The sequence below is a fragment of the Delftia sp. S65 genome, assembly GCF_016516495.1.
Classification (GTDB): domain Bacteria; phylum Pseudomonadota; class Gammaproteobacteria; order Burkholderiales; family Burkholderiaceae_C; genus Comamonas; species Comamonas acidovorans.
In genome coordinates, this window is record NZ_JACVUR010000008.1 from 1 (window position 1) to 26,395 (window position 26,395).

At 69.4% G+C, this 26,395-nt stretch carries 24 protein-coding genes; 8 read left to right on the forward strand and 16 right to left on the reverse strand.

Annotated elements, in window-relative coordinates; genetic code table 11:
- Positions 1–70: 70 nt before the first annotated feature.
- From IAE24_RS09465 to IAE24_RS09490, 6 genes are all read right to left on the reverse strand, one after another.
- On the reverse strand, positions 71–676 hold the full coding sequence (locus tag IAE24_RS09465; protein WP_199962289.1) for a DNA-3-methyladenine glycosylase I: 606 nt from the start codon (positions 674–676) through the stop codon (positions 71–73).
- A gap of 2 nt (positions 677–678) precedes the next feature.
- Positions 679–1,188 (reverse strand): c-type cytochrome, encoded by a 510-nt coding sequence (locus IAE24_RS09470; protein WP_199962288.1) that lies wholly within the window; start codon positions 1,186–1,188, stop codon positions 679–681.
- Entirely contained in the window at positions 1,188–2,786 is a 1,599-nt protein-coding gene (gene purH, locus IAE24_RS09475; RefSeq protein WP_043824897.1) for a bifunctional phosphoribosylaminoimidazolecarboxamide formyltransferase/IMP cyclohydrolase, read from the reverse strand. The genes IAE24_RS09470 and purH overlap by 1 nt, the downstream gene beginning before the upstream one ends.
- Positions 2,787–2,830: 44 nt before the next feature.
- Entirely contained in the window at positions 2,831–3,064 is a 234-nt protein-coding gene (locus IAE24_RS09480) for a Fis family transcriptional regulator (RefSeq protein WP_013804037.1), read from the reverse strand.
- A complete protein-coding gene (gene dusB, locus IAE24_RS09485; protein WP_013804038.1) occupies positions 3,061–4,131 on the reverse strand; it encodes a tRNA dihydrouridine synthase DusB in 1,071 nt (356 codons plus the stop codon). Before dusB ends, IAE24_RS09480 begins: the two co-directional genes overlap by 4 nt.
- A gap of 143 nt (positions 4,132–4,274) precedes the next feature.
- A complete protein-coding gene (locus IAE24_RS09490) occupies positions 4,275–4,874 on the reverse strand; it encodes a hypothetical protein (protein ID WP_199962287.1) in 600 nt (199 codons plus the stop codon).
- Between the two features lie 106 nt (positions 4,875–4,980).
- Between IAE24_RS09490 and IAE24_RS09495 the strand changes: the two genes are divergently transcribed.
- Positions 4,981–5,505, forward strand: coding sequence for a YqaA family protein (locus IAE24_RS09495; RefSeq protein WP_013804040.1), 525 nt, complete (start codon positions 4,981–4,983; stop codon positions 5,503–5,505).
- A 26-nt stretch (positions 5,506–5,531) separates the two neighbouring features.
- Here the strand turns inward: IAE24_RS09495 and IAE24_RS09500 are convergent, their stop codons facing one another.
- Positions 5,532–6,455: a LysR family transcriptional regulator gene (locus IAE24_RS09500; RefSeq protein ID WP_199962286.1), complete on the reverse strand. Its 924-nt coding sequence runs from the start codon at positions 6,453–6,455 to the stop codon at positions 5,532–5,534.
- A 102-nt stretch (positions 6,456–6,557) separates the two neighbouring features.
- On the opposite strand from IAE24_RS09500, the gene IAE24_RS09505 reads away from it, so the two are divergent.
- The 6 genes from IAE24_RS09505 (at position 6,558) to IAE24_RS09530 (ending at position 12,484) form a co-directional block, all read left to right on the forward strand.
- The gene (locus tag IAE24_RS09505; RefSeq protein ID WP_012203489.1) at positions 6,558–7,262 is read left to right on the forward strand and encodes a pirin family protein; all 705 of its coding nucleotides are present in this window, start codon (positions 6,558–6,560) and stop codon (positions 7,260–7,262) included.
- A gap of 69 nt (positions 7,263–7,331) precedes the next feature.
- Entirely contained in the window at positions 7,332–8,030 is a 699-nt protein-coding gene (locus IAE24_RS09510) for a hydrolase (RefSeq protein ID WP_043824894.1), read from the forward strand.
- 40 nt (positions 8,031–8,070) lie between these two features.
- Positions 8,071–8,343, forward strand: a complete 273-nt coding sequence (locus IAE24_RS09515; protein ID WP_012203487.1) for a XapX domain-containing protein — start codon at positions 8,071–8,073, stop codon at positions 8,341–8,343.
- Between the two features lie 124 nt (positions 8,344–8,467).
- The gene (locus tag IAE24_RS09520) at positions 8,468–10,366 is read left to right on the forward strand and encodes an amidohydrolase (protein WP_199962285.1); all 1,899 of its coding nucleotides are present in this window, start codon (positions 8,468–8,470) and stop codon (positions 10,364–10,366) included.
- Positions 10,367–10,389: 23 nt separating this feature from the next.
- Positions 10,390–10,833: a DoxX family protein gene (locus IAE24_RS09525; RefSeq protein WP_174549386.1), complete on the forward strand. Its 444-nt coding sequence runs from the start codon at positions 10,390–10,392 to the stop codon at positions 10,831–10,833.
- Positions 10,823–12,484: an MFS transporter gene (locus IAE24_RS09530; protein WP_199962284.1), complete on the forward strand. Its 1,662-nt coding sequence runs from the start codon at positions 10,823–10,825 to the stop codon at positions 12,482–12,484. The genes IAE24_RS09525 and IAE24_RS09530 overlap by 11 nt, the downstream gene beginning before the upstream one ends.
- 50 nt (positions 12,485–12,534) lie before the next feature.
- Here the strand turns inward: IAE24_RS09530 and IAE24_RS09535 are convergent, their stop codons facing one another.
- The 9 genes from IAE24_RS09535 to mdlC all read right to left on the reverse strand — a co-directional run bounded on the left by IAE24_RS09535 (position 12,535) and on the right by mdlC (position 25,134).
- Positions 12,535–13,173, reverse strand: a complete 639-nt coding sequence (locus tag IAE24_RS09535; RefSeq protein ID WP_013804046.1) for a response regulator transcription factor — start codon at positions 13,171–13,173, stop codon at positions 12,535–12,537.
- Positions 13,166–14,266: a sensor histidine kinase gene (locus IAE24_RS09540; protein WP_199962283.1), complete on the reverse strand. Its 1,101-nt coding sequence runs from the start codon at positions 14,264–14,266 to the stop codon at positions 13,166–13,168. The genes IAE24_RS09535 and IAE24_RS09540 overlap by 8 nt, the downstream gene beginning before the upstream one ends.
- Positions 14,267–14,328: 62 nt before the next feature.
- Entirely contained in the window at positions 14,329–15,648 is a 1,320-nt protein-coding gene (locus tag IAE24_RS09545) for a TolC family protein (protein ID WP_199962282.1), read from the reverse strand.
- A gap of 11 nt (positions 15,649–15,659) precedes the next feature.
- A complete protein-coding gene (locus tag IAE24_RS09550) occupies positions 15,660–18,833 on the reverse strand; it encodes an efflux RND transporter permease subunit (protein ID WP_199962281.1) in 3,174 nt (1,057 codons plus the stop codon).
- Positions 18,830–20,065, reverse strand: coding sequence for an efflux RND transporter periplasmic adaptor subunit (locus tag IAE24_RS09555; RefSeq protein WP_199962280.1), 1,236 nt, complete (start codon positions 20,063–20,065; stop codon positions 18,830–18,832). Before IAE24_RS09555 ends, IAE24_RS09550 begins: the two co-directional genes overlap by 4 nt.
- A 438-nt stretch (positions 20,066–20,503) precedes the next feature.
- On the reverse strand, positions 20,504–21,502 hold the full coding sequence (locus IAE24_RS09560; RefSeq protein WP_013804051.1) for a Bug family tripartite tricarboxylate transporter substrate binding protein: 999 nt from the start codon (positions 21,500–21,502) through the stop codon (positions 20,504–20,506).
- Between the two features lie 78 nt (positions 21,503–21,580).
- A complete protein-coding gene (locus IAE24_RS09565) occupies positions 21,581–22,555 on the reverse strand; it encodes a Bug family tripartite tricarboxylate transporter substrate binding protein (RefSeq protein ID WP_199962279.1) in 975 nt (324 codons plus the stop codon).
- A 42-nt stretch (positions 22,556–22,597) separates the two neighbouring features.
- On the reverse strand, positions 22,598–23,536 hold the full coding sequence (locus IAE24_RS09570) for a ketopantoate reductase family protein (RefSeq protein WP_199962278.1): 939 nt from the start codon (positions 23,534–23,536) through the stop codon (positions 22,598–22,600).
- 29 nt (positions 23,537–23,565) lie between these two features.
- Positions 23,566–25,134 (reverse strand): benzoylformate decarboxylase, encoded by a 1,569-nt coding sequence (gene mdlC, locus IAE24_RS09575; protein ID WP_325100523.1) that lies wholly within the window; start codon positions 25,132–25,134, stop codon positions 23,566–23,568.
- Between the two features lie 208 nt (positions 25,135–25,342).
- Here mdlC and IAE24_RS09580 point away from each other — a divergent pair, with 208 nt between their 5' ends.
- A complete protein-coding gene (locus IAE24_RS09580; protein WP_071954433.1) occupies positions 25,343–26,272 on the forward strand; it encodes a LysR family transcriptional regulator in 930 nt (309 codons plus the stop codon).
- The last annotated feature ends 123 nt before the right edge of the window (positions 26,273–26,395 follow it).

The window sequence follows — 26,395 nt, forward strand, 5'->3', positions numbered from 1 at the left end:
GGTCGGCCGCCGGGCCGAAACCCGGCCTCGAAAAACAACCACCCGGCAGGGTCAAAAACCAGACCTCAGCTCAAGCACCAAGCAGAAACGCACCCCGCGCCCGCTCCACCTCACCCCTCACCACACACCCCAAAGCATGGTCATTGACCAACCCCATGGCCTGCATGAACGAGTAGACAGTCGTAGGCCCCACGAACTTCCACCCGAGCTTCTTCAACTCCTTGGACAGCGCCCGAGACTCGGCCGTCTCGGACACGGGCGCGCCGCCACCGGTCACGGGTGCAGGCGCATGGCGCCAGAAGAAGGCCGACAGCGAGCCTTGCGCCTCCACCATCTCCAGCGCCCGCTGCGCGTTGTTGATCACGGCCTCGATCTTGCCGCGATGCCGCACGATGCCCGCATCGCCCAGCAGCCGCAGCACGTCGTCTTCGGTGAAGCGCGCGATCTGGTGGAAGTCGAAGCCCGCAAAGGCCGCGCGGAAGTTCTCGCGCTTGTTGAGGATGGTCAGCCAGCTCAGGCCGGACTGGAAGCCTTCAAGGCTGAGCTTCTCGAACAGGCGCCGGTCGTCGGTGACGGGAAAGCCCCATTCACGGTCGTGGTAGGCCAGGTAGTTGTCCGTGGCGGCGCACCAGTGGCAGCGCGGCCGGCCGTCAGGGGCGGTGAACAGGCGGGACATGGTCAGGACTTCCCGGGCTCGGGAGAGGGGAGGGACAGCAGCCAGGCCGCCATCTGCAGGGATTGCGCCGTATCGAGGTGCGGGTGGCGCGGCATGATGGCGCGGCCCCATTCGCCGGCCCCGCCCTCGCGGATCTTGCGCGCCAGGTAGTCGGCGGCATCTTCGCGGGCCCGGTAGCGCTCGGCGATCTGCTGGAAGGACGGGCCCACGTAGTGGCGCACCATGCCGTGGCAGCGCAGGCAGTCATTGCCCTCGACCAGGGCCTTGCCGGCAAGCAGCCGGGGGCCTGCATCTGCATTTGGATCTGCAGCTGCCGTCACGGCAGCCGCCGGCAGGCCAGCAGCAGGTGCAACGGGCGCAACAGCCGGCCCGCGCATGATGCGCCAGCCGATGTTGAAGACACCCAGCGCCACCAGCAGCATGAAGACCACGAGCGCCCAGCCCAGCCAGCGGGGCCGGTGGGGGGCGTCGTCGCCCTCGTCGTCTGCGTCAGGAGGCAGTTGGCCGGCCATCAGTGGCGGAAGTGGCGCACGCCGGTGAAGACCATGGCGACGCCGCGCTCGTTGGCGGCGTCAATGACTTCCTGGTCGCGCATGGAGCCACCGGGCTGGGCCACGCAGGTGGCGCCTGCGTCAACGACCACGTCCAGGCCGTCGCGGAAGGGGAAGAAGGCATCGCTGGCCACGACCGTGCCCTGCAGGCTCAGCTTGGCGGCCTCGGCCTTGATGGAGGCGATGCGTGCCGAGTCCAGGCGGCTCATCTGGCCTGCGCCCACGCCCATGGTCATGCCGTTCTTGCAGAACACGATGGCATTGCTCTTGACGTACTTGGCGACCTTCCAGGCGAACAGCAGGTCCTGCAGTTCTTCGGGGGTAGGCTGCTTGACGGTGACGACCTTGAGGTCGGCCAGGGCCAGCTCATGGTTGTCGGCGGTCTGCAGCAGCAGGCCCGAGCCGACGCGCTTGGCGTCCATGGCGTTGCGGCCCTGGTCCCAGGCGCGCTCGCCGCCGGCAGGCAGGGCGATCTTCATGAGGCGCACATTGACCTTGGGCTTGAAGATTTCCAGCGCCTCGGCCGTGAAGTCGGGGGCCATCAGCACCTCGACGAACTGCTTGACCACGGCCTCGGCCGCTGCCTTGTCCACCGTGCGGTTGAAGGCGATGATGCCGCCGAAGGCGCTGGTGGGGTCGGTCTGGAAGGCCTTGGCATAGGCTTCGTGCGCGTCCTTGCCCACGGCCACGCCGCAGGGGTTGGCGTGCTTGACGATCACGCAGGCCGGCTGCTCGAAGCTCTTGACGCATTCCCAGGCGGCGTCGGCGTCGGCGATGTTGTTGTACGACAGCTCCTTGCCCTGCAGCTGCTCGCCCGTGACCAGGGAGCCGGGAGCCGGATACAGGTCGCGGTACAGGGCGGCCTGCTGGTGGCTGTTTTCGCCGTAGCGCAGGTCCTGCACCTTGGTGAAGTGGCCGTTGCTCTGGCCGGGGAAGGGGCTGCGCTCGGGCACGTAGGCTTCGGAGAGCTTCTCGTCCTCGAACTTCACGCTGGACAGGTAGTCGCTGATGGCGCCGTCGTACTGGGCGATGCGGTTGAAGGCGGCCACGGACAGCGCAAAGCGCAGCTTGTCGGACAGCTTTCCGCTGGCCTTGAGTTCACCCAGCACGGCCTCGTACTGGCCGGCGTCGGTGATCACGCCCACGTCGGCCCAGTTCTTGGCGGCAGAGCGCACCATGGCCGGGCCGCCGATGTCGATGTTCTCGATGGCGTCGGCCAGCGTGCAGCCGGCCTTGGCCACGGTGGCCTCGAAGGGGTAGAGGTTCACCACCAGCAGGTCGATGGTGTCGATGCCGTGCTCCTTGAGGGCCGCCATGTGGGCGGGCAGCTCGCGGCGCGCCAGCAGGCCGCCGTGGACCTTGGGGTGCAGGGTCTTGACGCGGCCGTCCAGCATTTCGGGGAACTGGGTGACTTCGGCCACCTCGGTCACAGGCAGGCCGGCCTCGGCCAGCAGCTTGGCGGTGCCGCCGGTGGACAGCAGCTTGATGCCCAGGGCGTGCAGGCCTTGGGCGAATTCGACGATACCGGTCTTGTCAGAGACGGAGAGCAGGGCGTTCATGGGCGTCAGTGCAGGGAGTTTGAAGAAATGGAGATTCGTGCCGCTCAGAGCATGTCGTGCTCGAGCAGCTTCTTGCGCAGCGTGTTGCGGTTCAGGCCCAGCCAGTCGGCAGCGCGGGACTGGTTGTTGTCGGCCTGGGTCATCACCACTTCCAGCAGCGGCTTTTCGACCAGGTGGATCAGCATGTCGTACATGCCGTTGGGCTTTTCGCCGTCGAGATCGCGGAAATACCCCTCCAGGCTTTCACGCACGCATTGTTCGATGTTCTGGTTGCTCATACTGTCATTCCTGCGGGCTCTCCGAATTCGGCGCTTGTGGCGCCGGCATCGATGGCGGCCGGTATCCGGTCCATCTGTGCGCCCAGGGCGTCCAGATAGTCGGCCACGGCCTGCCATTGCACCGCGCAGTCCTCGATGGTGTTGATGTGTTGTCTGAATGCTTCACCGCCCGGCAGGCTGCGCAGGTACCAGGCGATGTGCTTGCGCGCGCTGCGCACGCCGGTGCCCTCGCCGTACAGGCTGTAGTGGTCCTGCAGGTGGTCCAGCAGCAGCCGGCGCAGCTCGGCCACCAGCGGCGGGGCCATGTGCTCGCCCGTGGCCATGAAGTGCGCGATCTCGCGGAAGATCCACGGCCGGCCCTGGGCCGCGCGGCCGATCATCACGGCATCGGCGCCCGTGTAGGCGAGCACGTCGCGCGCCTTCTCGGGGCTGGTGATGTCGCCATTGGCCACCACGGGCACGCGCACCGCCGCCTTGACGGCAGCGATGGTGTCGTACTCGGCAAAGCCCTTGTAACCCTGCTCGCGCGTGCGGCCGTGCACGGTGAGCATCTGTATGCCCACCTCCTCGAAGCGGCGGGCCAGCACCACGGCGTTCCTGTGCGCGTCGCACCAGCCGGTGCGCATCTTCAGCGTGACGGGCACTCCGTGCGGGGCGCAGGCCTCTACAACAGCCTGGGCAATCTCCACGGCCAGGGCCTCGTTCTGCATCAGGGCCGAGCCGGCCCATTTGTTGCAGACCTTCTTGGCCGGGCAGCCCATGTTGATGTCGATGATCTGGGCGCCGCGGTCCAGGTTGTAGCGCGCGGCCTCGGCCATCATCTCGGCGTCCGTGCCCGCGATCTGCACCGCGATGGGGCCGGGCTCGCCTTCATGGTTGGCGCGGCGCGAGGTCTTGAGGCTGTTCCACAGGTCCTTGCGCGATGTCACCATCTCGCTGACCGCGTAGCCCGCGCCCAGGGCCTTGCACAGCTGGCGGAACGGCCGATCCGTCACCCCGGCCATGGGGGCGACGAACAGGCGATTGGCCAGGGCATGGGGGCCTATGGACAGGGGTGGGGAGGACATCGGAAAAGCCGGAGAAAACACGCGCGCCGAGCACAAAACGGGCGGCAACAAAGGACCAAGATTGTACCTGCCCAAATTTTCAGCAGGGCTAAAACCGGGCCGTCAAGACGGCCAAGCAGCGAAAACAAGACAGTGCGCAGTTTTCATGGTGTGGGCACGAAGGTGCGCACCTGGCCCGGAACGGCCTGCAGCCCGTAGGCACCCAGCCGGCCCTGCCACCAGCGGCGGTTGAATTGCACGTCGGGAGAGACCTGGTCGTCGGGCATGGGTCGCAGGCCGACCTTCTGCAGCCCGGCTTTCTGCTGCCCTGCTGCCTGCAGCCCAGCCTCCAGTCCCAGGTCCAGCGCCTCGCCGTCGGCCAGCGGGCCGCGCACCACGGCCATGGCCTTGCGCCCGTCGGTCACCCAGGCGTCCAGCACCAGGGCCGGGCCGGGCTCGGACCCGGCCAGGCTCACGCAGCCTTGCAGACGCGGCTCCAGGCCCAGCGGCTCCAGCTCGCGCTGCAGCTGCTCCAGCCTGTCGCCCACGGCCGGGTCCGGCAGGGTGCAGCCCTTGGCCTGCAGCGCCTTGCTCCAGGCGGAGGGCGGTGCAGCCTGGGTGGGCGGCGCCTGGGCAGCGGCCTGAGCCACCACGGTGGTGTCCTTGCCTGGCGATGGCTGCAACGCAGCGCAGCCGGCCAAGCCGGCTGCTGCCATTCCCAATGCCGCCCATCCCGCCCATCCTGCAATCCGCCCTGTCTGCATGACGCCCCCTGTGCTTGTGGTTCTGGAACGGGTTCCACGATAGCTTCAGGCCGACAAGGCGTCAGCCAGCGCAGACCTACACTTGGCAGCACCTATGGAATTCTGGATGCATCAATTGCTGGGCTGGCTGGCGCTGCCGCAGTTCGGCCTCAGCACCGTGTTCATCGTGGCCCTGATTTCGGCCACGCTGCTGCCGCTGGGCTCCGAGCCTGCGGTGGTCGGCCTGCTGCAGCTCAACCCCGATCTGTTCTGGCAGACGGTCTTCGTGGCCACGGCCGGCAATACGCTGGGCGGCGCCATCAGCTGGTGGATGGGCCTGGGTGCGCACAAGGCCTGGCGTGCGGCCCGCGAGCGGCGGCGCGCCGGACTGCCCGAGGATCTGCGGGCCAAGCCGCCCCGCGCCCTGTCCCGCCACGAGCGCCGCGCCCGCGTGTGGCTGCGCCGCTTGGGCGCCAAGGCCTGCCTGCTGAGCTGGCTGCCCGTGGTGGGTGATCCACTGTGCGCCGTGGCCGGCTGGCTGCGCCTGCCGTTCTGGCCCTGCGTGTTCTACATGGCCATCGGCAAGTTCCTGCGCTATGTGGTGATGACGGTGGTGCTGCTGCAGCTGCTGCCGGCCTCCTGGGCCAGCTGAGGCCGAAGCCCTCCCCTTTTTGCGATCTACGCCTGCGGCTCACGCGCCCAGGGCGCCAGCGCGAAGTGCGCAGCCAGGAAATCGATCAGCGCCTGCACGCGCGCCGGCCGCGCACGCCCGGGTGGCGTGACGATGTGCAGGGCGATGGAGGGCACCTGCCAGTCGTCCATGCAGGTCTGCAACACGCCGGACTGCAGGTCTTCCCAAGCCAGGAACTCGGGCTGCAGGGCCAGGCCCAGCCCGGCGCGCAGGGCCGGCGCCAGGCCCTCGGCATTGTTCACGCGCATGGCCGTGGGCACGACCTGGGCGAACTCACCGCGGCGCGCATGCACGAAGCGCCAGGCCTCGCCCAGGCGGCTGTGCACATAGCGCAGCGCCCGGTGCTGCGCCAGATCGCGCGGATGGGTGGGGCGGCCGTGGCGCTCGAAGTATTCGGGTGATCCCACCAGCAGCAGGCGCACCGTGCACAGGCGCCGCGCCAGCAGGCTGGAGTCGGGCAGCGAGGAGATGCGCAGCGCGATGTCGAAGCCCTGGGCCACGACGTCGATCAGCTCGTCGCTGAAGTGCAGGTCCAGCGTGACTTCCGGGTGCTCGGCCATGAAGGCTGGCACGGCCGGCGCCAGGTGCGAGATGCCGAACGACATGGGCGCCGCAATGCGGATGGGGCCGCGCAGGCTTTTGGACTGCTCGCTGATCTCGGCCTCCACGGCCTCGCCCTCGGCCAGGATGCGCGCGGCACGCTCCAGCGAGGCCTGGCCGCTGGCCGTCAGCGACATGCGCCGCGAGGTGCGGTGGAACAGGCTGGTCTTGAGCCGCGTCTCCAGCCGCGTGATGGCCTTGGAGATGGTGGGCTGGGAGACGCCCAGGTCGGCGGCGGCCTTGGCGAAGGAGCCCGTCTCGGCCACCTTGGCGAAGACGGCCCAGGCTTCGAGGTCAGGAAGTCTTGGCATGAAAGTTTTGGAATAGATGTCTTTGCATATTTTCTATTCTCTTCTTGATCGGCAAAACATAAAGTTCATCCATCGCAACACACAACGCAGCAGGAGAACACCATGATCGAACGCCGTCCCTTCCAAGCCCTTGGCGGTGCCAACCACGGCTGGCTCGATGCCAAGCATCACTTTTCCTTCGCCGGCTACCACGATCCGGCCCGCATGGGCTGGGGCGCGCTGCGGGTGTGGAACGACGACACCATCGCCGCCGGCACGGGCTTCCCGCCCCATGCCCACGCCAACATGGAAATCATCACCTACGTCCGTGAAGGCGCCATCACCCACCAGGACAGCCTGGGCAACAAGGGCCGCACCGAAGCGGGTGATGTGCAGGTGATGAGTGCGGGCACCGGCATCCGCCACTCGGAATACAACCAGGAAAAGGACACGACGCGGATCTTCCAGATCTGGATCATGCCCGACGAGCGCGGCCAGCAGCCCCCGTCCTGGGGTGCCAAGCCCTTCCCCAAGGGCGAGCGCTCGGGCAGCTTCGTGGCCCTGGCCAGCGGCCTGCCCGGCGACGAGGACGCCCTGCCCATCCGCACCGCCGCCCGGGTGCTGGGCGCCACGCTGAAGGCCGGCGAGAGCACGGAGTACCGCATCGGCCGTGATCGCCTGGGCTACCTGGTGCCGGCCAGCGGCTCGGTGCAGATCGACGGCGTGACGCTGCAGGAGCGCGACGGCGCCGCCATCAGCGATGTGGACAGCTTCCGTGTGACGGCCCTGGCCGACACCGAGCTGGTGCTCGTCGACACGGCGCGCTGAAGCGCCCTGCCCGCCTCTTCCCAAGAAAACATTTCCCGTACCCCGTCCAACCCCTCACAGGAGATCACCATGACCGACCGCAAGTACCTCGAAGTCCTGACGCCCGCCAACAGCCAGATCATCTTCATCGACCAGCAGCCCCAGATGGCCTTCGGCGTGCAGTCCATCGACCGCCAGGTGCTCAAGAACAACGTGGTGGGCCTGGCCAAGGCGGCCAAGGCCTTCGGCATTCCCGCCACCATCACCACGGTGGAGACGGGCAGCTTCTCCGGCCACACCTATCCCGAACTGCTGGCCGTGTTCCCCGAGCACCCACTGCTGGAGCGCAGCTCCATGAATTCCTGGGACGACCAGAACGTGCGGGACGCACTGGCCAGGAACGCCGCCCAGGGCCGCAAGAAGATCGTGGTCTCCGGCCTGTGGACCGAGGTGTGCAACACCACCTTCGCCCTGTCGGCCCTGCATGACACGGACTACGAGATCTACATGGTGGCCGACGCCTCGGGCGGCACGTCGCTGGACGCGCACAACTACGCCATGGACCGCATGGTGCAGGCCGGCGTGGTGCCCGTGACCTGGCAGCAGGTGCTGCTGGAATGGCAGCGCGACTGGGCCCGCCGCGAGACCTACGACGCAGTGATGGACATCGTGCGCGAGCATTCCGGCGCCTACGGCATGGGCGTGGACTATGCCTACACCATGGTGCACAAGGCCGCCGAGCGCGTGCAGCACGGCGAGACCGTGGGCCCGAACCCCGCCAAGGTCTGAGCGTCAGCGCCGCCGCCGGCCCCGTCCACGGAGTGACACCATGAAGCTCTACGCACTTTCCCTTGGGGCCGGCCTGCTGGTCGGTGTGGTCTACAGCCTGCTGCAGGTGCGCTCGCCCGCACCGCCGCTGGTGGCCCTGGTCGGCCTGCTGGGCATCCTGGCCGGCGAGCAGATCGTGCCCGTGGGCCGGCATCTGCTGCAGGGCATGGACCTGCGCAGCGCCTGCAGCAAGACGCAGGCCACCGAGCATGTGCTGGGCCAGCTGCCCGGCCGCAAGAACGCCGATGCCGATGCCGATCGGCACCACGGCTGACACCTCCCCCTCTCTCCAAGAAAACTGCACCATGACCACGCGCAGAAAAGTCCTGGGCTCCGCCGCCACCCTTGCCATGGGTGGACTGCTGGGTTGCACCACCAACGCTCGCCAAGGAGCCTCCATGTCCGATTCCACGCCCGAAGTCATCTTCCACAACGGCCGCTTCACCACGCTGAACAAGGCCCAGCCCACCGCCACCGCCGTGGCCGTGAAGGACGGCCGGTTCATCGCCGTGGGCTCGGACGCCGAGGTGCTGGCCCTGGCCGGCAGCGGCACGCGCCGCATCGATCTGCAGCGCCGCAGCGTGCTGCCCGGCCTGTTCGACAACCACACGCACGTGATCCGTGGCGGCCTGAACTTCAACCTGGAGCTGCGCTGGGACGGCGTGCGCTCGCTGGCCGACGCGCTGGACATGCTCAAGCGCCAGGTGGCCATCACGCCTGCGCCGCAGTGGGTGCGCGTGGTCGGCGGTTTCACCGAGCACCAGTTCGTGGAAAAGCGCCTGCCCACCATCGACGAGATCAACGCCATCGCGCCCGATACGCCGGTGTTCCTGCTGCACCTGTATGACCGCGCCCTGCTCAACGCCGCCGCCCTGCGCGCCGTGGGCTACACCCGCGACACGCCCCAGCCTGCAGGCGGCGAGATCACGCGCGATGCCAACGGCAACCCCACGGGCCTGCTGCTGGCCAAGCCCAACGCCACCATCCTCTATGCCACGCTGGCCAAGGGCCCCAAGCTGCCGCTGGACTACCAGGTCAACTCCACGCGCCACTTCATGCGCGAACTCAACCGCCTGGGCGTGACCGGCGTGATCGATGCGGGCGGGGGCTTCCAGAACTACCCCGACGACTACGACGTGATCCAGAAGCTCAGCGACGCCAACCAGATCACCGTGCGCCTGGCCTACAACCTGTTCACGCAAAAGCCCAAGGAGGAGAAGGCCGACTTCCTCAACTGGACGCAAAGCGTGAAGTACAAGCAGGGCAACGACTATTTCCGCCACAACGGCGCGGGCGAGATGCTGGTGTACTCGGCCGCCGACTTCGAGGACTTCCGCCAGCCGCGCCCCGACATGCCCCCCAGCATGGAGGGCGACCTGGAGGAAGTGGTGCGCGTGCTGGTGCAGAACCAATGGCCGTGGCGCCTGCATGCCACCTATGACGAGACCATCTCACGCGCGCTCGATGTGTTCGAGAAGGTGCACCGCGACACGCCCATCGACGGCCTGAACTGGTTCTTCGACCATGCCGAGACCATTTCGGACAAGTCCATCGACCGCATTGCGGCGCTGGGCGGCGGCGTGGCCGTGCAGCACCGCATGGCCTACCAGGGCGAATATTTCACCGAACGCTACGGCGCACGCGCCACCGAGGCCACACCGCCCGTCAAGAAGATCCTGGAGCGCGGCGTGAAGACCTCGGCCGGCACGGACGCCACGCGCGTGGCCTCCTACAACCCCTGGGTGTCGCTGTCGTGGATGGTGACGGGCAAGACCGTGGGCGGCCTGCAGATGTACCCCCAGCGCAACCTGCTGGACCGCGAGACCGCGCTGCGCATGTGGACCGAAAACGTGGCCTGGTTCTCCAACGAGGAAGGCCTGCGCGGCCGCATCCAGGTGGGCCAGCTGGCCGACATGATCGTGCCCAGCAAGGACTACTTCGCCGTGCCCGAGGACGAGATCTCCTTCCTCACCTCCGACCTCACCGTGGTGGGCGGCCGCGTGGTCTATGGCGCAGGACCCTTCCAGCAGCATGACGACAACCCGCTGCCGCCGGCCATGCCCGACTGGTCGCCCGTGCGGCGCTTTGGCGGCTACGGCGCCTGGGGCGAGCCCGAGGGCGCTGGCAGAAACTCGCTCAACCCCGCGCGCTACCGCAGCCTGGCGGCGGCCTGCGGCTGCGGCACCAGCTGCGGCATGCACGGCCACAGCCATGCCGACGCCTGGGCATCGAACGTGCCGACCTCGGACCCCCGAAGCTTCTTCGGCGCGCTGGGCTGCTCCTGCTGGATGGCCTGAGGACCACACGCATGACACCCGCCATGACCCAAGCCAGTACGTTCTCCGGCCGCCTTGCGGCCACCGCACGCCCGGTGTTCGGCAGCCAGGCCGTGCGCCTGGTGGCCTACCTGGGCCTGTGCGCCGCCTATCTGCAGGGTGGCCTGGTCAAGCTCACCGACTTTCCCGGTGCGCTGGGCGAGATGGCCCACTTCGGCCTGTCGCCGGCACCGCTGTTCGCGGTCCTGGTGATCGCGCTGGAGCTGGGCGCCTCGGCCATGATCATCACCGGCCGGCTGCGCTGGCTGGGCGCCCTGGCGCTGGCCGCGTTCACGCTGCTGGCCACCTTCGTCGCGCTGCGCTTCTGGGAGCTTCCTGCAGGGCAGGAGCGCTTCATGGCGGCCAATTCCTTCTTCGAGCATCTGGGCCTGGTCGGCGGCTTTCTGTTCGTCGCCTGGCATGACCTGGGAGAGCGCCATGACCGCTGATTCGACCCGGCCCGCAGCCACTGCCTCCGGCAGCTTCGCGCCGCTGCGCCAGCCCGTGTTCGCGGTGCTGTGGGCGGCAACGGTGCTGGGCAACATCGGCAGCTTCATGCGCGATGTGGCCAGCTCCTGGATGGTGACCGAGCTGTCGGCCAGCCCGGCCGCCGTGGCCCTGATCCAGACGGCAGCCACGCTGCCCATCTTCCTGCTGGCGATTCCGGCCGGTGTGCTGTCCGACATCCTGGACCGGCGGCGCTTCCTGATCGGCATCCAGATCCTGCTGGCCGCCGTCAGCGCCAGCCTGCTGCTGCTGGCCCGCACCAACACGCTGACCGTGGAGTACCTGGTGGCGCTGACCTTCGTGGGCGGCATAGGCGCGGCGCTGATGGGGCCGACCTGGCAGTCCATCGTGCCCGAGCTGGTGCCGCGCAGCGACCTCAAGAACGCGGTGGCGCTGAACTCGCTGGGCATCAACATCGCACGCGCCCTGGGCCCTGCGGCCGGCGGCCTGCTGCTGGCCAGCTTCGGCGCGGCGGCGGCCTATGGCGCGGACGTGGCCAGCTACGTGTTCGTGATCGCCGCGCTGGTCTGGTGGAAGCGCCCCAAGGCAGAGGCCTCGGCCCTGAACGAGCAGTTCTTCGGCGCCTTCCGCGCAGGCCTGCGCTATGCCCGCTCCAGCCGCGAGCTGCATGTGGTGCTGCTGCGCGCCGCCGTGTTCTTCCTGTTCGCCAGCTCGGTGTGGGCCCTGCTGCCGCTGGTGGCGCGGCGCATGCTGGGCGGCTCGGCAGGCTTTTACGGCGTGATGCTGGGCGCCGTGGGCGCAGGCGCCATCCTGGGCGCCCTGCTGCTGCCGCGCCTGCGCCAGAAGCTCGATGCCGATGGCCTGGTGCTGCTGTCCTCCGTGCTCAGCGCCGCCGTGATGGCCGCGCTGTCCACCGCGCCGCCGCAATGGGCCGCCGTGCTGCTGATGCTGGTGCTGGGCCTGGGCTGGATCATTGCGCTGACCACGCTCAACGGCGTGGCCCAGGCGGTGCTGCCCAACTGGGTGCGCGGCCGCGGGCTGGCCATCTACCTGATGGTGTTCAACGGCGCCATGGCGGGCGGCAGCCTGACCTGGGGGTTGTTCGCGCAGGGTGTGGGCATTCCCACGGCGCTGCTGATCGGCGCGGCGGGCCTGGTGGCCATCTCGCTGGTGTTCCACCGCATCAAGCTGCCCACGGGCGAGGCGGACCTGCAAGCCTCCAACCACTGGCCCGAGCCGCTGCTGGCCGAGCCCGTGGCCCATGACCGTGGCCCGGTGATGATCCAGGTGGAGTACCAGGTGCGCCGCGACGACCTGCCAGCCTTCATCGAGGCCATGCAGCATGTCGCACGCGAACGCCGGCGCGACGGCGCCTATGCCTGGGGCATCGCCGAGCACACGGGCGAACCGGGCCGGGTGATCGAGTGGTTCCTGGTGGAGTCCTGGGCCGAGCATCTGCGCCAGCACCAGCGCGTGTCCAAGGCCGATGCCGATCTGCAGGCCCAGGCGCTGCGCTTTCATATCGGCCCCGGGCGGCCCGTGGTCCACCACTTCCTGGCGCTGGATGCCGCCAGTGCCACCAAGGCCGCGAGCGGGCCTGCGCAGGCACCGGCGCACGGCCACGCCCACTGAAGCGTTGCGGCAGGCCGGCCCCTGGCCTGCGCCCGGCCTGCCAGGACACCTCAGCGGATATCCAGCCGCTCCAGCGCACGCACCAGGTCGGCCAGCGTGCGCACCTGCATCTTGCGCATGGCCTGGCCGCGCCGCACCTTCACCGTGATCTCGCTCACGCCCAGGTCTGCCGCGATCTGCTTGTTCAGCAGGCCGCGCACCACGCCCACGACCACTTCCTGCTCGCCCGGCGACAGCGATTGCCAGCAGGCGCGCAGCGCCTGTTCGCCGGCCTCCAGCGCGCGGCGCTGGCGGTCCAGGGCAATGCCCTGCTGGATGGCGTCCAGCAGGTCCTGGTCGCGGAAGGGCTTGGTCAGGAACTCGATGGCGCCGGTCTTCATGGCCTCCACGCTCATGGGAATGTCGCCATGGCCGGTGATGAAGATGGTGGGCAGCTTCAGGCCCATCTCCAGCATCTGGCGCCGGAAATCCATGCCGCTTTGGCCCGGCATGCGGATGTCCAGCACCAGGCATGCAGGCCCCGCGGGCGGCTGCCGCTGCCAGTGGTCCAGAAACTCGCGCGTGGCGCCGAAGGCGCGCACGCACAGGCCCACCGAGGCCAGCAGGTCCTCGATGGCGGCGCGCACCGAGGCGTCGTCATCGACGATGTAGACAAGTGCCTCGGCTTCGGCCGTGGAGGGTTCAGCCATGGCGCAATCCCGTGGAAGACCTGTCGCCCGTGGCCGGGGCGCAGGCAATGGTGATGTGAAAGACCGTGCCGCCGCGCATGTCCTCGCGGTCCGTGGCCCAGATGCGGCCGCCGTTGGCCTCGGCCATGTGGCGGCAGATGTTCAGGCCCAGGCCCATGCCGTCGGGCTTGGTGGTCCAGAAGGCATCGAACAGGTGGGTGCGGGCCAGCGGCGACAGGCCTTCGCCCGCATCGGCCACGGTCAGCACCAGTTGCTGGCCCAGGGCCTGGGTGGTGACGGTGATGCGCCGCTGCGCGGCGGGCGTGCCCTGCATGGCATCCATGGCATTGATCAGCAGGTTGGCCAGCACCTGCTGGATGTGCACGCGGTCGGCCCAGGCCGGCTGCAGCGCGGGCGCCAGTTGCAGGTCCAGGGCCACGCCGCGCCGGTCCAGCTCGGCGTCCGACAGGCGCGCCATCTCGCGCACGGCGTCGTTGAGGTCGAAGGACTGGCGGCTGGGCGCCTCGCCGCGCGCCATGCTGCGGATGCGGGCAATGACATCGCTGGCGCGCTGCGCATCGCCCAGGATGCGCTCCAGCGCCTGGCCGGCCTTGGCGAGGTTGGGCGGCTCCTGGGCCAGCCAGCGCTGGCAGGCATTGCCGCTGGTGACGATGGCCGCCAGCGGCTGGTTGACCTCATGGGCGATGGAGGCCGTCAACTGCCCCAGGCTGGTGGTCTGGGTGATGCGCATCAGCTGGCTGCGCGCCTCATGGGCCGCGTTCTGGGCCGCCACCATCTTCAGGCCCAGATAGGCCGTGACGGCAATGGCCAGGATGCTGATCACCATGTTGATCAGGCCGGTGCGATAGGCACCGGCCGGCGTGAGCGCAAAGCTGACCAGGGTCAGCACGATGCACAGCGCCGTGAGGCCGATGACCACGCGCGGGCTGAACCAGCGCACCGCCACCAGGATGATGGCGGTATGGAACACGGCGGCCGCCACGGCGTAGTCGGTCAGCGTGTCCAGCGCGAAGATCGCGGCCATGGCGACGCCCATGGCCGCCAGGATCAGGGCCCGGGGCCAATGGGGAAAGCGGCGCAGAGCGGTGGTCATGGCGTGCAGGGCTGCGATGAGGGCGTGTCGATTGTGTCGCAAGATGCCCTGCCCTCCCGCGATCAGAGGGCGGGTCGCCGGCCCACGCTCAGTTGGAGCTCCACGGTGGCCTTGGCCAGCTCGGTCTCTGCCTCCAGCGATCCCAGGTAGGCCTCGTCGGCCGAGCGCTGGGCGGACAGCAGCTCCAGCAGCGAAGCCTCGCCATGCCGGTAGGACAGGCGTATGCCTTCGAGCACGCGCTGCGCATCGCGCAGCACGCCGTCGCGGTAGCGCTGCACGTTCTCGCGCGCGGCGGTCAGGCGAAAGCGCGCGCCGCGCACATCGGCCTCGGCCCGGTTCTGGGCCTGCTGCAGGGCCAGCATGGCCTGGGTCACGGCCGCCTCGGCCTGCACCAGATCGCCCCGGTCCAGGCGCGACAGCGGCAGCGGCACGCTGACCGAGACCGACAGCGTGCGCGAGCGCCCGCCGCCATCGAAGGGATTGCCCTGGGCATCGGTGCCGGCAGCCGTGGAGGGCACGGCGGCCATGCCCACGGCCAGCGTGGGATTGACCCAGCGGTTGGCCCGGGCCAGGCCCGCGTTGTCGCGTGCATGCTCCAGCGCCGCCTGGGCGATGCGCACCTCGGCGCGCGACTGCAGCGCCTGGGCGACCAGGGCGTCGGCATCCTCCAGCCCCGAGTCTTCGGCCAATTCCATGAAGCCGCATTGCAGCGTGTCGCTGGCAAAGACTTCGGACAGGCGGCGCCCCAGCGGGACGGACAGCGCCAGCCGCGCGGTCTGCGCCTCGGCGCGCGCCTGCACCACCTCGGCCTGGAAGCGGTCGCGCTCCACGCGCGACTGCAGCCATTCCACGCCGCCGATGTCGCCGGCCTTGCGCCGCAGCTCGTTGGCCTGCACCACGTCGCCCAGCGCCTTCAGCGTCTGCTGCTTGCGCTCCAGCGCCAGCGAGTCGCGGCAGGCCTGGGTGTAGTCCTGGGCGGCATCGGAGAACAGCTGGCTGCGCACGCCTTCAAGGCCGGCCTCGGACAGGCGCACCTGGCTGCGTGCGGACTGAATGCGCGCGGCGCGCTTGCCGCCCGTCTCCAGCTCCATGCTGATCTCGTAGTTGCGCGTGGTGGGCCGGGGCTGGCCGGTGCGCACCTGCTCGCGCGAGGCGCCCAGCGTGAGGCTGGGGTCGGGGCGTATGCCGGCGATGCCGATGCCGGCACGCGCGGATTCCACGCCCTGTTCCTCCGAGCGCAGCAGGGGGCTGTGCTGCTCCACGGCGTTGAGGTAGTCGGAAAAGCGCAGGCCGGCGGACGGCGCCGTCTGCGCCTGGGCTGCGGCGCCAAGGCACAGCAGCAGGGCCAGGGCCTGCCTGGGGAAGAAAAGGGTCGTTTGCATGGCGACTCGCATCAATGGGGTTGGCTCGTTGCGGTGCGATGCCCGCCCTCGTCCTCGGCGGCATCCGGATCGCCGCTCTCACCGCGTTCAGCGGCGCGGCGCTGGCGGCGTTCGGCAGCGCTGGCGGCACGGGCCTCGATCACGTAGTAGAGGTTGGGCAGCAGCAGCAGGGTCAGCAAGGTGGCGCTGAAAAGGCCGCAGACCACGACCGTGGCCAGGGGCCGCTGCACGTCGCTGCCCAGGCCCGTGGCCAGCATGGCCGGCGTGAGGCCGAAGGCGGCGACGGTGGCCGTCATCAGCACGGGGCGCATGCGGCTGGAGGCGCCTTCGAGCACGGCTTCGCGCAGGCCCAGGCCATCCTCGCGGCGCAGCCGGTTGATCTGCGAGACCATGAGCACGCCCGAGAGCACGGCCACGCCGAACAGCGCGATGAAGCCCACGGCGCTGGAGACGTTGAGCGTCATGCCGCGCAGGTGCAGGCCCGCAAAGCCGCCGATCATGGCCAGCGGCACCACGCCCAGCACCAGCAGCGGCTGGCGCAGGTTGCCGAACTCGCCGAACAGCAGCACCAGCATGATGCCCAGCGTCAGCGGCAGGATCATGAGCAGCCGCGCCTCGGCACGCTGCAGGTTCTCGAACTGGCCGCCCCACTCGATGTGCAGCTTCTGGCGGTCGTAGTCCAGGTGCTGATCGATGGCGGTGTGCGCATCCTTGAGGAAGCCCGCCAGGTCGCGGCCGCGCACATTGAGCTTGACGAGGATGTGGCGCTCGCCGCCCTCGCGCACGATGACGCTCTGGCCCACGGTGGTGGTGATGCGCGCCACGTCGGCCAGCGGCACCTGGGCGCCGTTGGCCGCCGACAGGCGCAGCGCGCCGATGGCCTCGGGGCTGCTGCGCGTGTCGGGCGTGAAGCGCACGGCCATGTCGTAGCTGCGCTCGCCCACGTAGAGCTGGCCGATGGAGGCCCCGCCCACGCCGGTGGAGATGAGCTGCGCCACGTCGGAGGCATTGATGCCGTAGCGCGCGGCAGCCGCGCGGTCCAGCGCAATGCGCAGGTTGGGCAGCGGCGGCTCCACGTCCACGGCCACGTCGGCCGCGCCGGGCACTTTCTCCAGCACGGCCACCAGGGCATCGGCCACGCGCCGGTCCTCGGCCAGGTCCTGGCCGAAGACCTTCACCGTGAGGTCGCTGTGCGCGCCGGACAGCTTGTCCTGCACGCCGTCGATCATGGGCTGCATGAAGCCCACGGAATAGCCGGGCAGCTGGTCGAAGCGCGCGGCCATCTTCGCGATCAGCTGCTGCTTGGTCAGGCCCGACTTCCATTCGCCATAGGGATGCAGGCCCACGCTGGCCTCGATGTGCGAGGGCGTCCAGTAGTCGGTGCCGTCATCGTTGCGCCCGGTCTGGGTGACGATGTAGGAGACCTCGGGGAACTCCAGCGCGGCGCTGCGCAGCGCGTCGGCCATGTCGCGCGCCTTGTCCAGCGTGATGCCGGGCGGCATCTGCACCTGCAGCCAGATGGAGCCTTCGTCCAGGTACGGCAGGAAGTCGCGGCCCATGGTGCCCGCCAGCACGCCCAGCGCCAGCAGCGAGGCCGCCACGGCCCCCGCCAGCCAGCGCACGCGGCCCACGGCCACGCCCAGGAAGCGGTCATAGCCCACGCCCAGCCGGTGCAGCACGGGGTTGTGGAATATCTTGCGCGGCCTGCGGAAGGCCAGCCAGGCCAGGGCCGGCGTGAGCAGCAGGGCCACGGCCAGCGCCCCGACCAGGGCCGCGCCCACGGCGCTGGCCATGGGCGAGAACAGCTTGTACTCGATGCGCTCGAAGGCGAACAGCGGCAGGTAGGCGGCCGCGATCACGCACATGCCGAAGAAGATGGGCCGCGCCACCTGCAGCGTGGCCGTGATGGCGTCCCTGGGCGTGAGCGGCCGGTTCTGGTCGGCCTCGCGGCGCCGCAGGATGTTCTCGACCACGACCACGGCGCCGTCCACCAGGATGCCGAAGTCGATGGCGCCCAGCGACAGCAGGTTGGCCGGAATCTTCGCGTGGTGCATGAAGATGAAGGCCAGCAGCAACGCCATGGGAATGGTCAGCGCCACGATCAGCGCCGCGCGCGGGCTGCCCAGGAAGACCAGCAGCACCAGGGTGACGACGATCAGGCCTTCGGCCAGGGTCTTGCCCACGGTGTGGGTGGTGCGCTCGATCAGCGTGGTGCGGTCCAGGTAGGGCACGACCTTCACGTCGGGCGGCAGCAGCTTGCCGTTGAGCTCCTCCACGGCGGCGTGGATGCCCTCCAGCGCCTGCGAGGGGTTGGAGCCCTTGAGCAGCAGCACGATGCCCTGCAGGGTGTCGGAGTTGCCGTCCTTGCCCAGGATGCCGCGCCGCTCCACGTTGCCGTAGGTCAGCCGCCCCAGGTCCTTGACCAGCACGGGCGTGCCGCTGTCCGTGGTCTTGACGACCACGTTGCCCATGTCGTCCAGCGAGCCCAGCAGGCCCACGCCGCGCACCACATAGGAGACATCGCCCCGGTCGATGACGCTGCCGCCGCCGCTGGCGTTGTTGGCATTGATGGCCTCGATCACCTGGGACAGCGCCAGCCCGTACTGCAGCAGCCGCGCCGGGTCCAGCTCCAGCATGAACTGCGTGGTCAGGCCGCCGAAGTTGGTCACGTCCACCACGGACTGGGCCTTCTTCAGGCGCGGGATCACCACCCATTGCTGCAGCTCGGACAGCTCGCGCAGGCTGCGCACCGGGCTTTCCAGCGTGTAGCGGTAGACCTCGCCCGTGGGCGAGCTGTAGGGGTCCAGCCCGGCGCGGGCGCCATAGGGCAGCGTGACCTCGTCGATGCGCTCCTTCAGGCGCTGGCGCGCCCAGTAGCCGTCCACGCCGTCCTCGAAGACCACGGTGATCAGCGACAGCGCGAACAGGCTGCGCGAGCGCAGCACGTGCATGCCGGGCGTGGCCAGCAGGGCGCGCTCCAGCGGAATGGTGATCTGCTGCTCTATCTCCTCGGCCGCCAGGCCTGGCACCTGGGTGACGATCTGCGAGGTCACGTCGGCAATGTCGGGATAGGCCTCCAGCGGCAGCTGCTTCCAGCTGAACACGCCATACAGGGCCGCGAAGCAAAAGACCAGCCAGACCACGCCGCGGCGCGAAAAGCCGATGTTGACGATGCGCTCGATCATTGCAGCAGCACTCCCCCGTTGACCACCACGCGCTCGCCGGCAGCCAGGCCCGAGAGGATCTCGGCCTGGCCGTCCTGCTGCGCGCCGACCTGCACGTCGCGCGGCTCGAAGCGCCAGCCGCCCTTGTCCACGAAGACGCGCGTGCTGACCTGGCCCTGCAGCAGGGCCGCGGCCGGCACCATCACGGCCTGGCGCGCCGGGGCGTCGAAGCCCACGCGCGCAAACATGCCGGGGCGCAGCCGCCCTTCGGGGTTGTCCACGGCCACGCGCACCTTGACGCTGCGCGTGGCGGTATCCACCAGCTCGCCCACGTACTGCACGCGGCCCTGCAGCTGCAGGTCGGGATAGGCGGCCAGCGCGATGTGGGCCTGCTGGCCCACGTCCACATGGGCCAGGTCGCGCTCGCTGACGCTGGCGCTGAGCCAGACCTTGCGCAGGTCGGCCACGGTCATGACGGAGGCATTCACATCGTTCCAGTAGCCGCCCTGCGAGCCCGCCATCTCCACCACGCGGCCGCTGATGGGCGACTTGACCACGTAGCTGCCGCGCGAGCCTTCCTGCACGGCTGCGCCCAGCTGGGACAGGTGGTCGGAGGCGGCGCGCGCATCGGCACCCGCGGCGGCCAGCGACTGCTGCGCGGCCTCGTAGTCCTTGCGCGCGGCGATCTCGGCATCGAACAGCAGCTTCTGGCGGTCGAATTCCTGGCGCGCGTGCAGCAGCGCGGCCTGGGCCTTGGCGTGCTCGGCACGCACGCTGGAGATCTCGGAGGAGTCCATGGTGATCAGCGCATCGCCGGCCTTCACCGCATCGCCCAGCTGGTGGTGCAGGCGCACCAGGCGGCCCGCCACGGGCGGCGTGATGCGGACCAGCTTTTCAGGCTCGGCCTCGATGGTGGCGGGGGCCGACAGGCGGGTCTGCAGCGGCTGCAGGGCGATCTCGGCCACCTGCAGGCGCTCGCGCAGCGGCGAGCCTTCGGGCACCACGATGAGGTTGCCTTCGCGTCGCACGGGAGCCGGCTGCGGGGCGGCGGTGGCGGGGGTTGCCACTGCAGCCTGGGTTTCGGCCGGGCCGTTGCAGGCGGCCATGGCCACGCTGATCAGCAGCCCGCCCACAGGCCAGGCGGCCGCCAGCAAGGGATGGCGCGGGTGCAGGCCATGGAGTCGGTCATGGGGTCGGCCATGTGGTTGGCCATGGGGTCGGCCTGGTCGTTCAGAAGCGAGAAAGCGGGTCATCCTGAGGTCTCCGGGCGCCACGGACCCGCGCAGACCTCTCGCCCCTTCAGGCGATCACAGGCCTCCGCCCGGGTCCGGGCAGATCAAGAAATGGAAGAAGGGAAAGACGGAAAGGGGCGGCGCGGCAGCGCCTGGCAGGATCGGGATCGGAATCAGGATCGGGGTCCATGGGGTACTCCTTTGCGTGTGGGTGGCGCAGTCCCCGTGCAGGCCGGGAGCCCTGTTTGCTGCAGTGCAATATGTGCCCGGAATTATCAAAGGCGAAAGTGCCTGCGGCCAGCCTTTGTTGGGAAGGCTGGCCTGTTCATTGGTGGATGCGGGATATACCTTCGTATAGAAGATGGCCGGCACAAGGCCCCCTCGGCCCGGCCCGGACCGGAAAGAAAAAAGCCGCCAGCGCGGAGCGGGCGGCTTGCGGGCGATGGCCTGCGGGAAAGCTCAGTCCACTTTCAGGCCGATGGCTTTCACCAGTTCGCCAAAGCGCTCGCGCTCGGTGGCGTGGTGGTCGATGAAGGCCTTGCGGCTCAGGGGCGCGGGCGTGGCGCCCAGGGTGAGGATGACGTCGTTGACGTTCTTTTGCTCCAGCGCCTTGGCCACGGCAGTGCGAACGGCCTCGATCACCGATTCGGGCGTGCCCGTGGGCGCGTAGATGCCGAACAGCGTGTCGGCATCAAAGCCGGGCAGGCCGCTTTCGGCCAGCGTGGGCACGTTGGGGTACTGCGGCGAGCGGTGCGGGCTGCCGATGGCCAGCAGGCGCAGCTTGCCGGCCTCCACCTGCTTGAGGCCCGGACCCGGGTCGAACCAGAACTGCAGCTGCCCGCTGAGCACGTCGCTGAGCGCCGGGCCCGCGCCCTTGTAGGGGGCGTGCACGGCATCGACACCGGCCATGCGCTTGAACATCTCGCCGGCCAGGTGCGGCGAGCTGCCCTGGCCCGGCGAGCCGTAGGACAGCTTGCCGGGATTGGCCTTCAGATGCTTGATGAACTCGGCCACGTTGGTGGCGGGCACGGCGGGATTGGTCTCCAGGAACACATGCACGCGCGCCACGGCAGCCACGGGCGTCAAGTCCTTTTCGGGATTGAAGGCCAGCTTGCTGTAGATCATCGGGTTGATGGTGATGGCCCCGCCCGAGCTGAGCAGCAGCGTGTAGCCATCCTTGGGCGCGCGCACGGTTTCGCTGATGCCGATGTTGCCGCCCGCACCGGGCTTGTTGTCCACCACCACCGACTGACCCAGCACCTGGGACATGGTGGGCGTGATGGCGCGCGCCAGCACGTCGGCCGCGCCGCCGGGCGCGAAGTTCACGACCAGGCGCACGGGGCGCTCGGGCCATTTGTCGCCGGCCTTCTGCGCCAGCGCAGGGACCGAGGCCGTCGCGCCCAGCAGGGCCAGCAGGCCCAGGCGGCGCCAGCGGCTGAAGGGGGTTGTCTTGTGCATGAGCTATGTCTCCTTGGGTTATGAGTTCTTGAAAACGGTGAGGGCGCCTGAAGCAGCAGCGGCGCAGCGGCGCTACGGTCAATCCAGCCGTATGCCCGCCGACTCGATGACCTGGCCCCAGCGCCGGCTTTCGCTGCGCCAGTAGTCACGCATCTGCGCAGGCGTGCCGGGCAGCGGCTCCAGCGACAGCGCCTCGAAACGCGCCAGCACGGCAGGCGAGCGCAGCGCCTGCTGCAGCGCCACGGACCAGGCCTGTACGGTGGCGTCGTCCGTGCCTGCGGGTGCGACCAGGCCCTGCCAGGCATGGGCCTCGAAATCCTTCACGCCCTGCTCGGCCAGCGTGGGCACGGACGGATGGCTCTTGAGCCGCTCGGCGCTGGCCACGCCGATGACGCGCAGCTTGCCGGCCGCAATGTGCTGGGCCGCCGCCGCGCTGTCGGCCAGCATGAAGGGGATCTGGCCGCCGATCACGTCGATCAGGGCCGGCCCCGCGCCGCGATAGGGCACATGGGACATCTTCAGGCCCAGGCGCTGCGACAGCAGTTCGGTGGCCAGGTGGTGCGGCGTGCCCAGGCCCGGGCTGCTGTAGCTGACGAGGCCTGGCTGGGCCTTCACCCACTGCGTGAACTCCTGCAGGTTGTGCACCGGCAATTGGTTGCCGACCACGAGGAACAGCGGGAAACGCGCCAGCAGGCCAATGGGCACGAAGTCCTTCTCGGCGTTGTAGGCCAGCTTGCGAAACAGGTGGGGGTTGGCCGCCAGCGTGGCGAAGTCGGCCGTGAAGACCAGGCTGCCCAGTTCGCGCGTGCGCGCCGCGTATTCGGCGGCGATGTTGGTGCCGGCCCCGGGCTTGTTCATGACGACCACGGTGCGGCCCAGGGCCTTGCCAAAGGACTCGCCCACGGTGCGCGCCACGGCGTCCGAGCCGCCGCCTGCGGCAAAGCCCACCACCCATTCGACGGGCTTGCCGGTCTGTGCGTGTGCCGTGCCCATGCCCAGCAGGGGCGGGGCGCCTATGGCCAGTGCGGCCTTGAGTGCTTGTCTGCGCAGCATCTTGTCTCCTTCTTGTAGTGGCTCGTTTTGCCTTGAGCGCGTTCAGCGCGGTGCGACAGCGCCCGCGTTCTCGGACAGGCTGACCAGTGCGTGCAGCGTGCGCGTCACCGGCACGGCAATGCCCAGGCGGTCGGCCACCTGCAGCACGGCGCCATGGATGGCGCCCGTCTCGGTGGCACGGCCGGCCAGCAGGTCCTGCAGCATCGAGGGCTGGTGGCCCCGGTGGTGGTCCAGCGCATCGCGCACGGCCGCGCCCACGCGCTCGGCACTGGCGGCGACGCCATGGGCATGGGCGACGGACAGCACCTCGTCCAGCACGCGCTGCAGCAGGGCCTCGCCCTGCGGATTGGCCAGTCCGTCCACGGTATGGCGCGTCACGGCGCACACGCCGTTGAAGGCGGCATTGAAGGCCAGCTTCTCCCAGATGGCTTCCTGCACCTGCGGGTCGATGCTGCAATGCATGCCTGCGCGGTTGAGGTCTTCCGCCAGCAGGTCGAAGACCGCGCTGCGCTGGCCATCGCAAGGCATGAAGCGGATACCGCCCTGCCCCATGGAGCTCACCTCGCCCGGCGACATCACGCGCGCAGGCCAGGTGGTCACGCCCACGGCGATGCGTTCGACCGGCACCCGCTCGCGCAGCACGTCGGCATGGCCTATGCCGTTTTGCAGGCTCAGGAAATGCGTGTCCGGCCCGATGAGATGGGCAATGCCCTGCAGCGCGGCCCGCGTATGGGCCGACTTGGTGAAGACCAGCCACAGCGCGGGCCCGGCCGTGAGCTGCTCGGCCCGCGCCGCATGCACGCGGGCCTGCAGCAGCCCCTCATCGGTGTGGCAGCGCGCGCCATCGCGGTTCAGGGCCTGCAGCAGCTCGTCGTTCACGTCGACCAGGGTCACGTCCAGGCCGATGCGGGCCAGCCGCGCGCCGAACAGGGTGCCCATGGCGCCTGCGCCGAGGATGCCTATGCTTCTTGTGTTTTCCATGGCTTTGTCTCCTGCCCCGGGGCCTGCGCTCAGGCGACTTCGACCTCGACCACGATGGGCTTGGGGTGGGCCAGCGCACGCGCCAGCACATCGGCCAGCTCGGCCGCGTTCTCCACATGCACGCCGTCGCAGCCCTGGCCACGGGCCAGCGCCACGAAGTCGATGTCGGGCAGTTCCGTGCCCTCGACCTTCTCGCCCTCGCGGTAGCCGAAGACATGGGCGAAGTCCTGCAGCGCCGCATAGCGGCGGTTCTTGAGGATCACGAAGCTGATGGGCAGGCGCAGCTGGGCTGCGCTCCAGAGGGCCTGGATGGCGTACATGGCCGAGCCGTCGCCGATGACGGCGACCACCTTGGACTCGGGCTGTGCCAGCGCCACGCCCACGGCGGCCGGCATGCTGTGGCCCAGGCCGCCGCTGCACATGGTGTAGAAGGTGCCCGAGTGGAAGATGGGCAGGTAGGTCTGGATGGTGGAGCGCGAGCTGGGCGCCTCTTCCACCACGATGCTGAGCCGGTCGCGCACCTGGGCCAGCGTGTGCATGGCAAAGGCCACCGACATGCGCTCGCCTGCGGCGGGCGCGGCCGGTACGGGCGCTGCGGGCCGGGGTGCGGGCGCCTGGCGCGGTGCGGGCGCGGGGCGCTGCAGCAGCTCCTCCACGCCCATGCGCACATTGCCCACGGCGGCCGTGCCCACGGGGGCCCAGGCGGCAATGGCCGGGTCCTCGATCAGTTGGTAGAGCGCCGTGTCTTCGGGGATGTGCGGGCCCTCGCCTTCCACGTGGTAGGTGAAGGCGGCCGCGCCCACGGCGAAGACCACGTCATGGCCGGACAGCAGTTGCACGATGCGCTCGCGCATGGCGGGCAGGAAGCCGGCGAACAGGGGATGGTCCTCGGGGAAGCTGCAGCGCCCGCTCATGGGGGCCACGAAGACGCGGGCCTGGTGGCGCTCGGCCAGCGCAACCACGGCATCCCAGCCCTGGGCCCGGTCCACGGCCGCGCCCACGACCAGGGCCGGGGCACGCGCGGCGTCCAGCGCATCGCCGATGAGGTCCAGCGTGCGCGGATCGGGCCGCGTCTCGAAGCCCACGTGGCGCAGCGTGACGGGCTCGGCCGGCTTGTCCCAGTCATCGGCGGGAATGGAGACCAGCACGGGGCCGCGCGGCTCCTGCATGGCGATGTAGTAGGCGCGCGCCAGCGCCTGGGGCACGTCTTCGGCGCGCGCGGGCTCGCAGCTCCACTTCACATATGGCTTGGGCAGCTCGGCGGCCTGGCTGGAGTGCAGGAAGGGGTCGAACTGCAGCAGCGAGCGCGCCTGCTGGCCCGCCGTGATCACCAGGGGCGTGCGGTTCTTGAAGGCCGTGAAGATGTTGGCCATGGCGTGGCCCACGCCCGCAGCCGAGTGCAGGTTCACGAAGCTGGCATTGCGCGTGGCCTGGGCGTGGCCGTCGGCCATGCCCACGACGACGGTTTCCTGCAGGCCCAGCACATAGGAGAAGTCTTCGGGGTAGTCACGGAACAGCGGCAGCTCGGTCGAGCCCGGGTTGCCGAAGATGCGCGTCATGCCCAGCTCGCGCAGCATGGCGATCACGGCATGGCGCACGGTGTAGGTCGCGGTGGAGGTCGCGGTGGAGGGGGACGCCTCGGCGGGCTGGCTGCGCGGTGTGGTGGGTGCTTGCAAGATGGGGTCTCCTGGGGAATGGGCCGGCCGCCCGGTGCGTGCCGCGCGGTGGCCATGGAAGTCGGTGCCCATGGTGCAGGCGCTTATGATTTCCAGCAATTGAATAAACTATCTAAGAGATATTCATCAAATGGATATCAAGAACCTGGACCTCAACCTGCTGCGCGTCTTTGACGCCGTGTACCGCCACTGCAGCGTCAGCCGCGCGGCCGAGGAGCTGGGCATGTCCCAGCCCGCCGCCAGCCAGGCCGTGACGCGGCTGCGCCTGCTGCTGGGCAATCCGCTGTTCGAGCGCGCGCATGCGGGCGTGCGCCCCACGCCGCGTGCCGAGCGCCTGGCGCTGGCTGTGCGCCAGGCGCTGGAGGTGCTGGAAGTCGCCATGTCCGAGGCCCAGAGCTTCGAGCCACTGCAGGCGCGACAGCGCTTTCGCATCCACCTGAGCGACATCGGCGAGGCGCGCTTTCTGCCGCCGCTGATGCAGGCGCTGCACCAGCGCGCCCCGCATGTGCAGCTGGAGACCCTGCCCATGCCGCTGGACGGCATTGCCGATGCGCTGGACCGGGGCACGCTGGACATCGCCATCGGCTTTCTGCCGGGTGGCACGCGGACCCGGCAGACCGTGCTGCTGTCCGACCATTACGGCGTGCTGCTGCGCAGCGGCCACCCCGCGCTGGCGCACGTGCCCGAAGACGCGCCACTGGCTCTGGCAACGCTGCGCCAGCTGGATTTCGCGGCAGTGCGCTCGCATTCGGAGACGCTGCGCATCCTGCAGGCGCTGCGGCTCGATGAGCGCATCCGCCTGTCGGCCGCGCATTTCATGGCCGTGCCCTCCATCGTGGGCAAGACCGACCTGGCGGTGATCATGCCGGCCGAGATCGCGGCCGGCTTTGTCGAGCGCGGCGGCTATGCGGTGCGCGATGCCGACCTGCCCGATCACCGCTTCGACGTGTCGCTGCACTGGAGCTGGCGCTTCGAGCAGGAACCGGCCAAGCGCTGGCTGCGCGAACTGGTCTGCGAGCTGTTCCAGCAGCCCCGGCACCGCGAGGCCGCCGCGCCCTGAAGGGCCGGCCGTCACGGCCATGACTTGCGGGCTGCCAACACTGGGGAGCCGGGCCTGCCGACTCAGTTTCGTCTAAGAAACCGGCGCCAGACTGGTCCCTGCGCCGACAAGGGCACGCGGCCG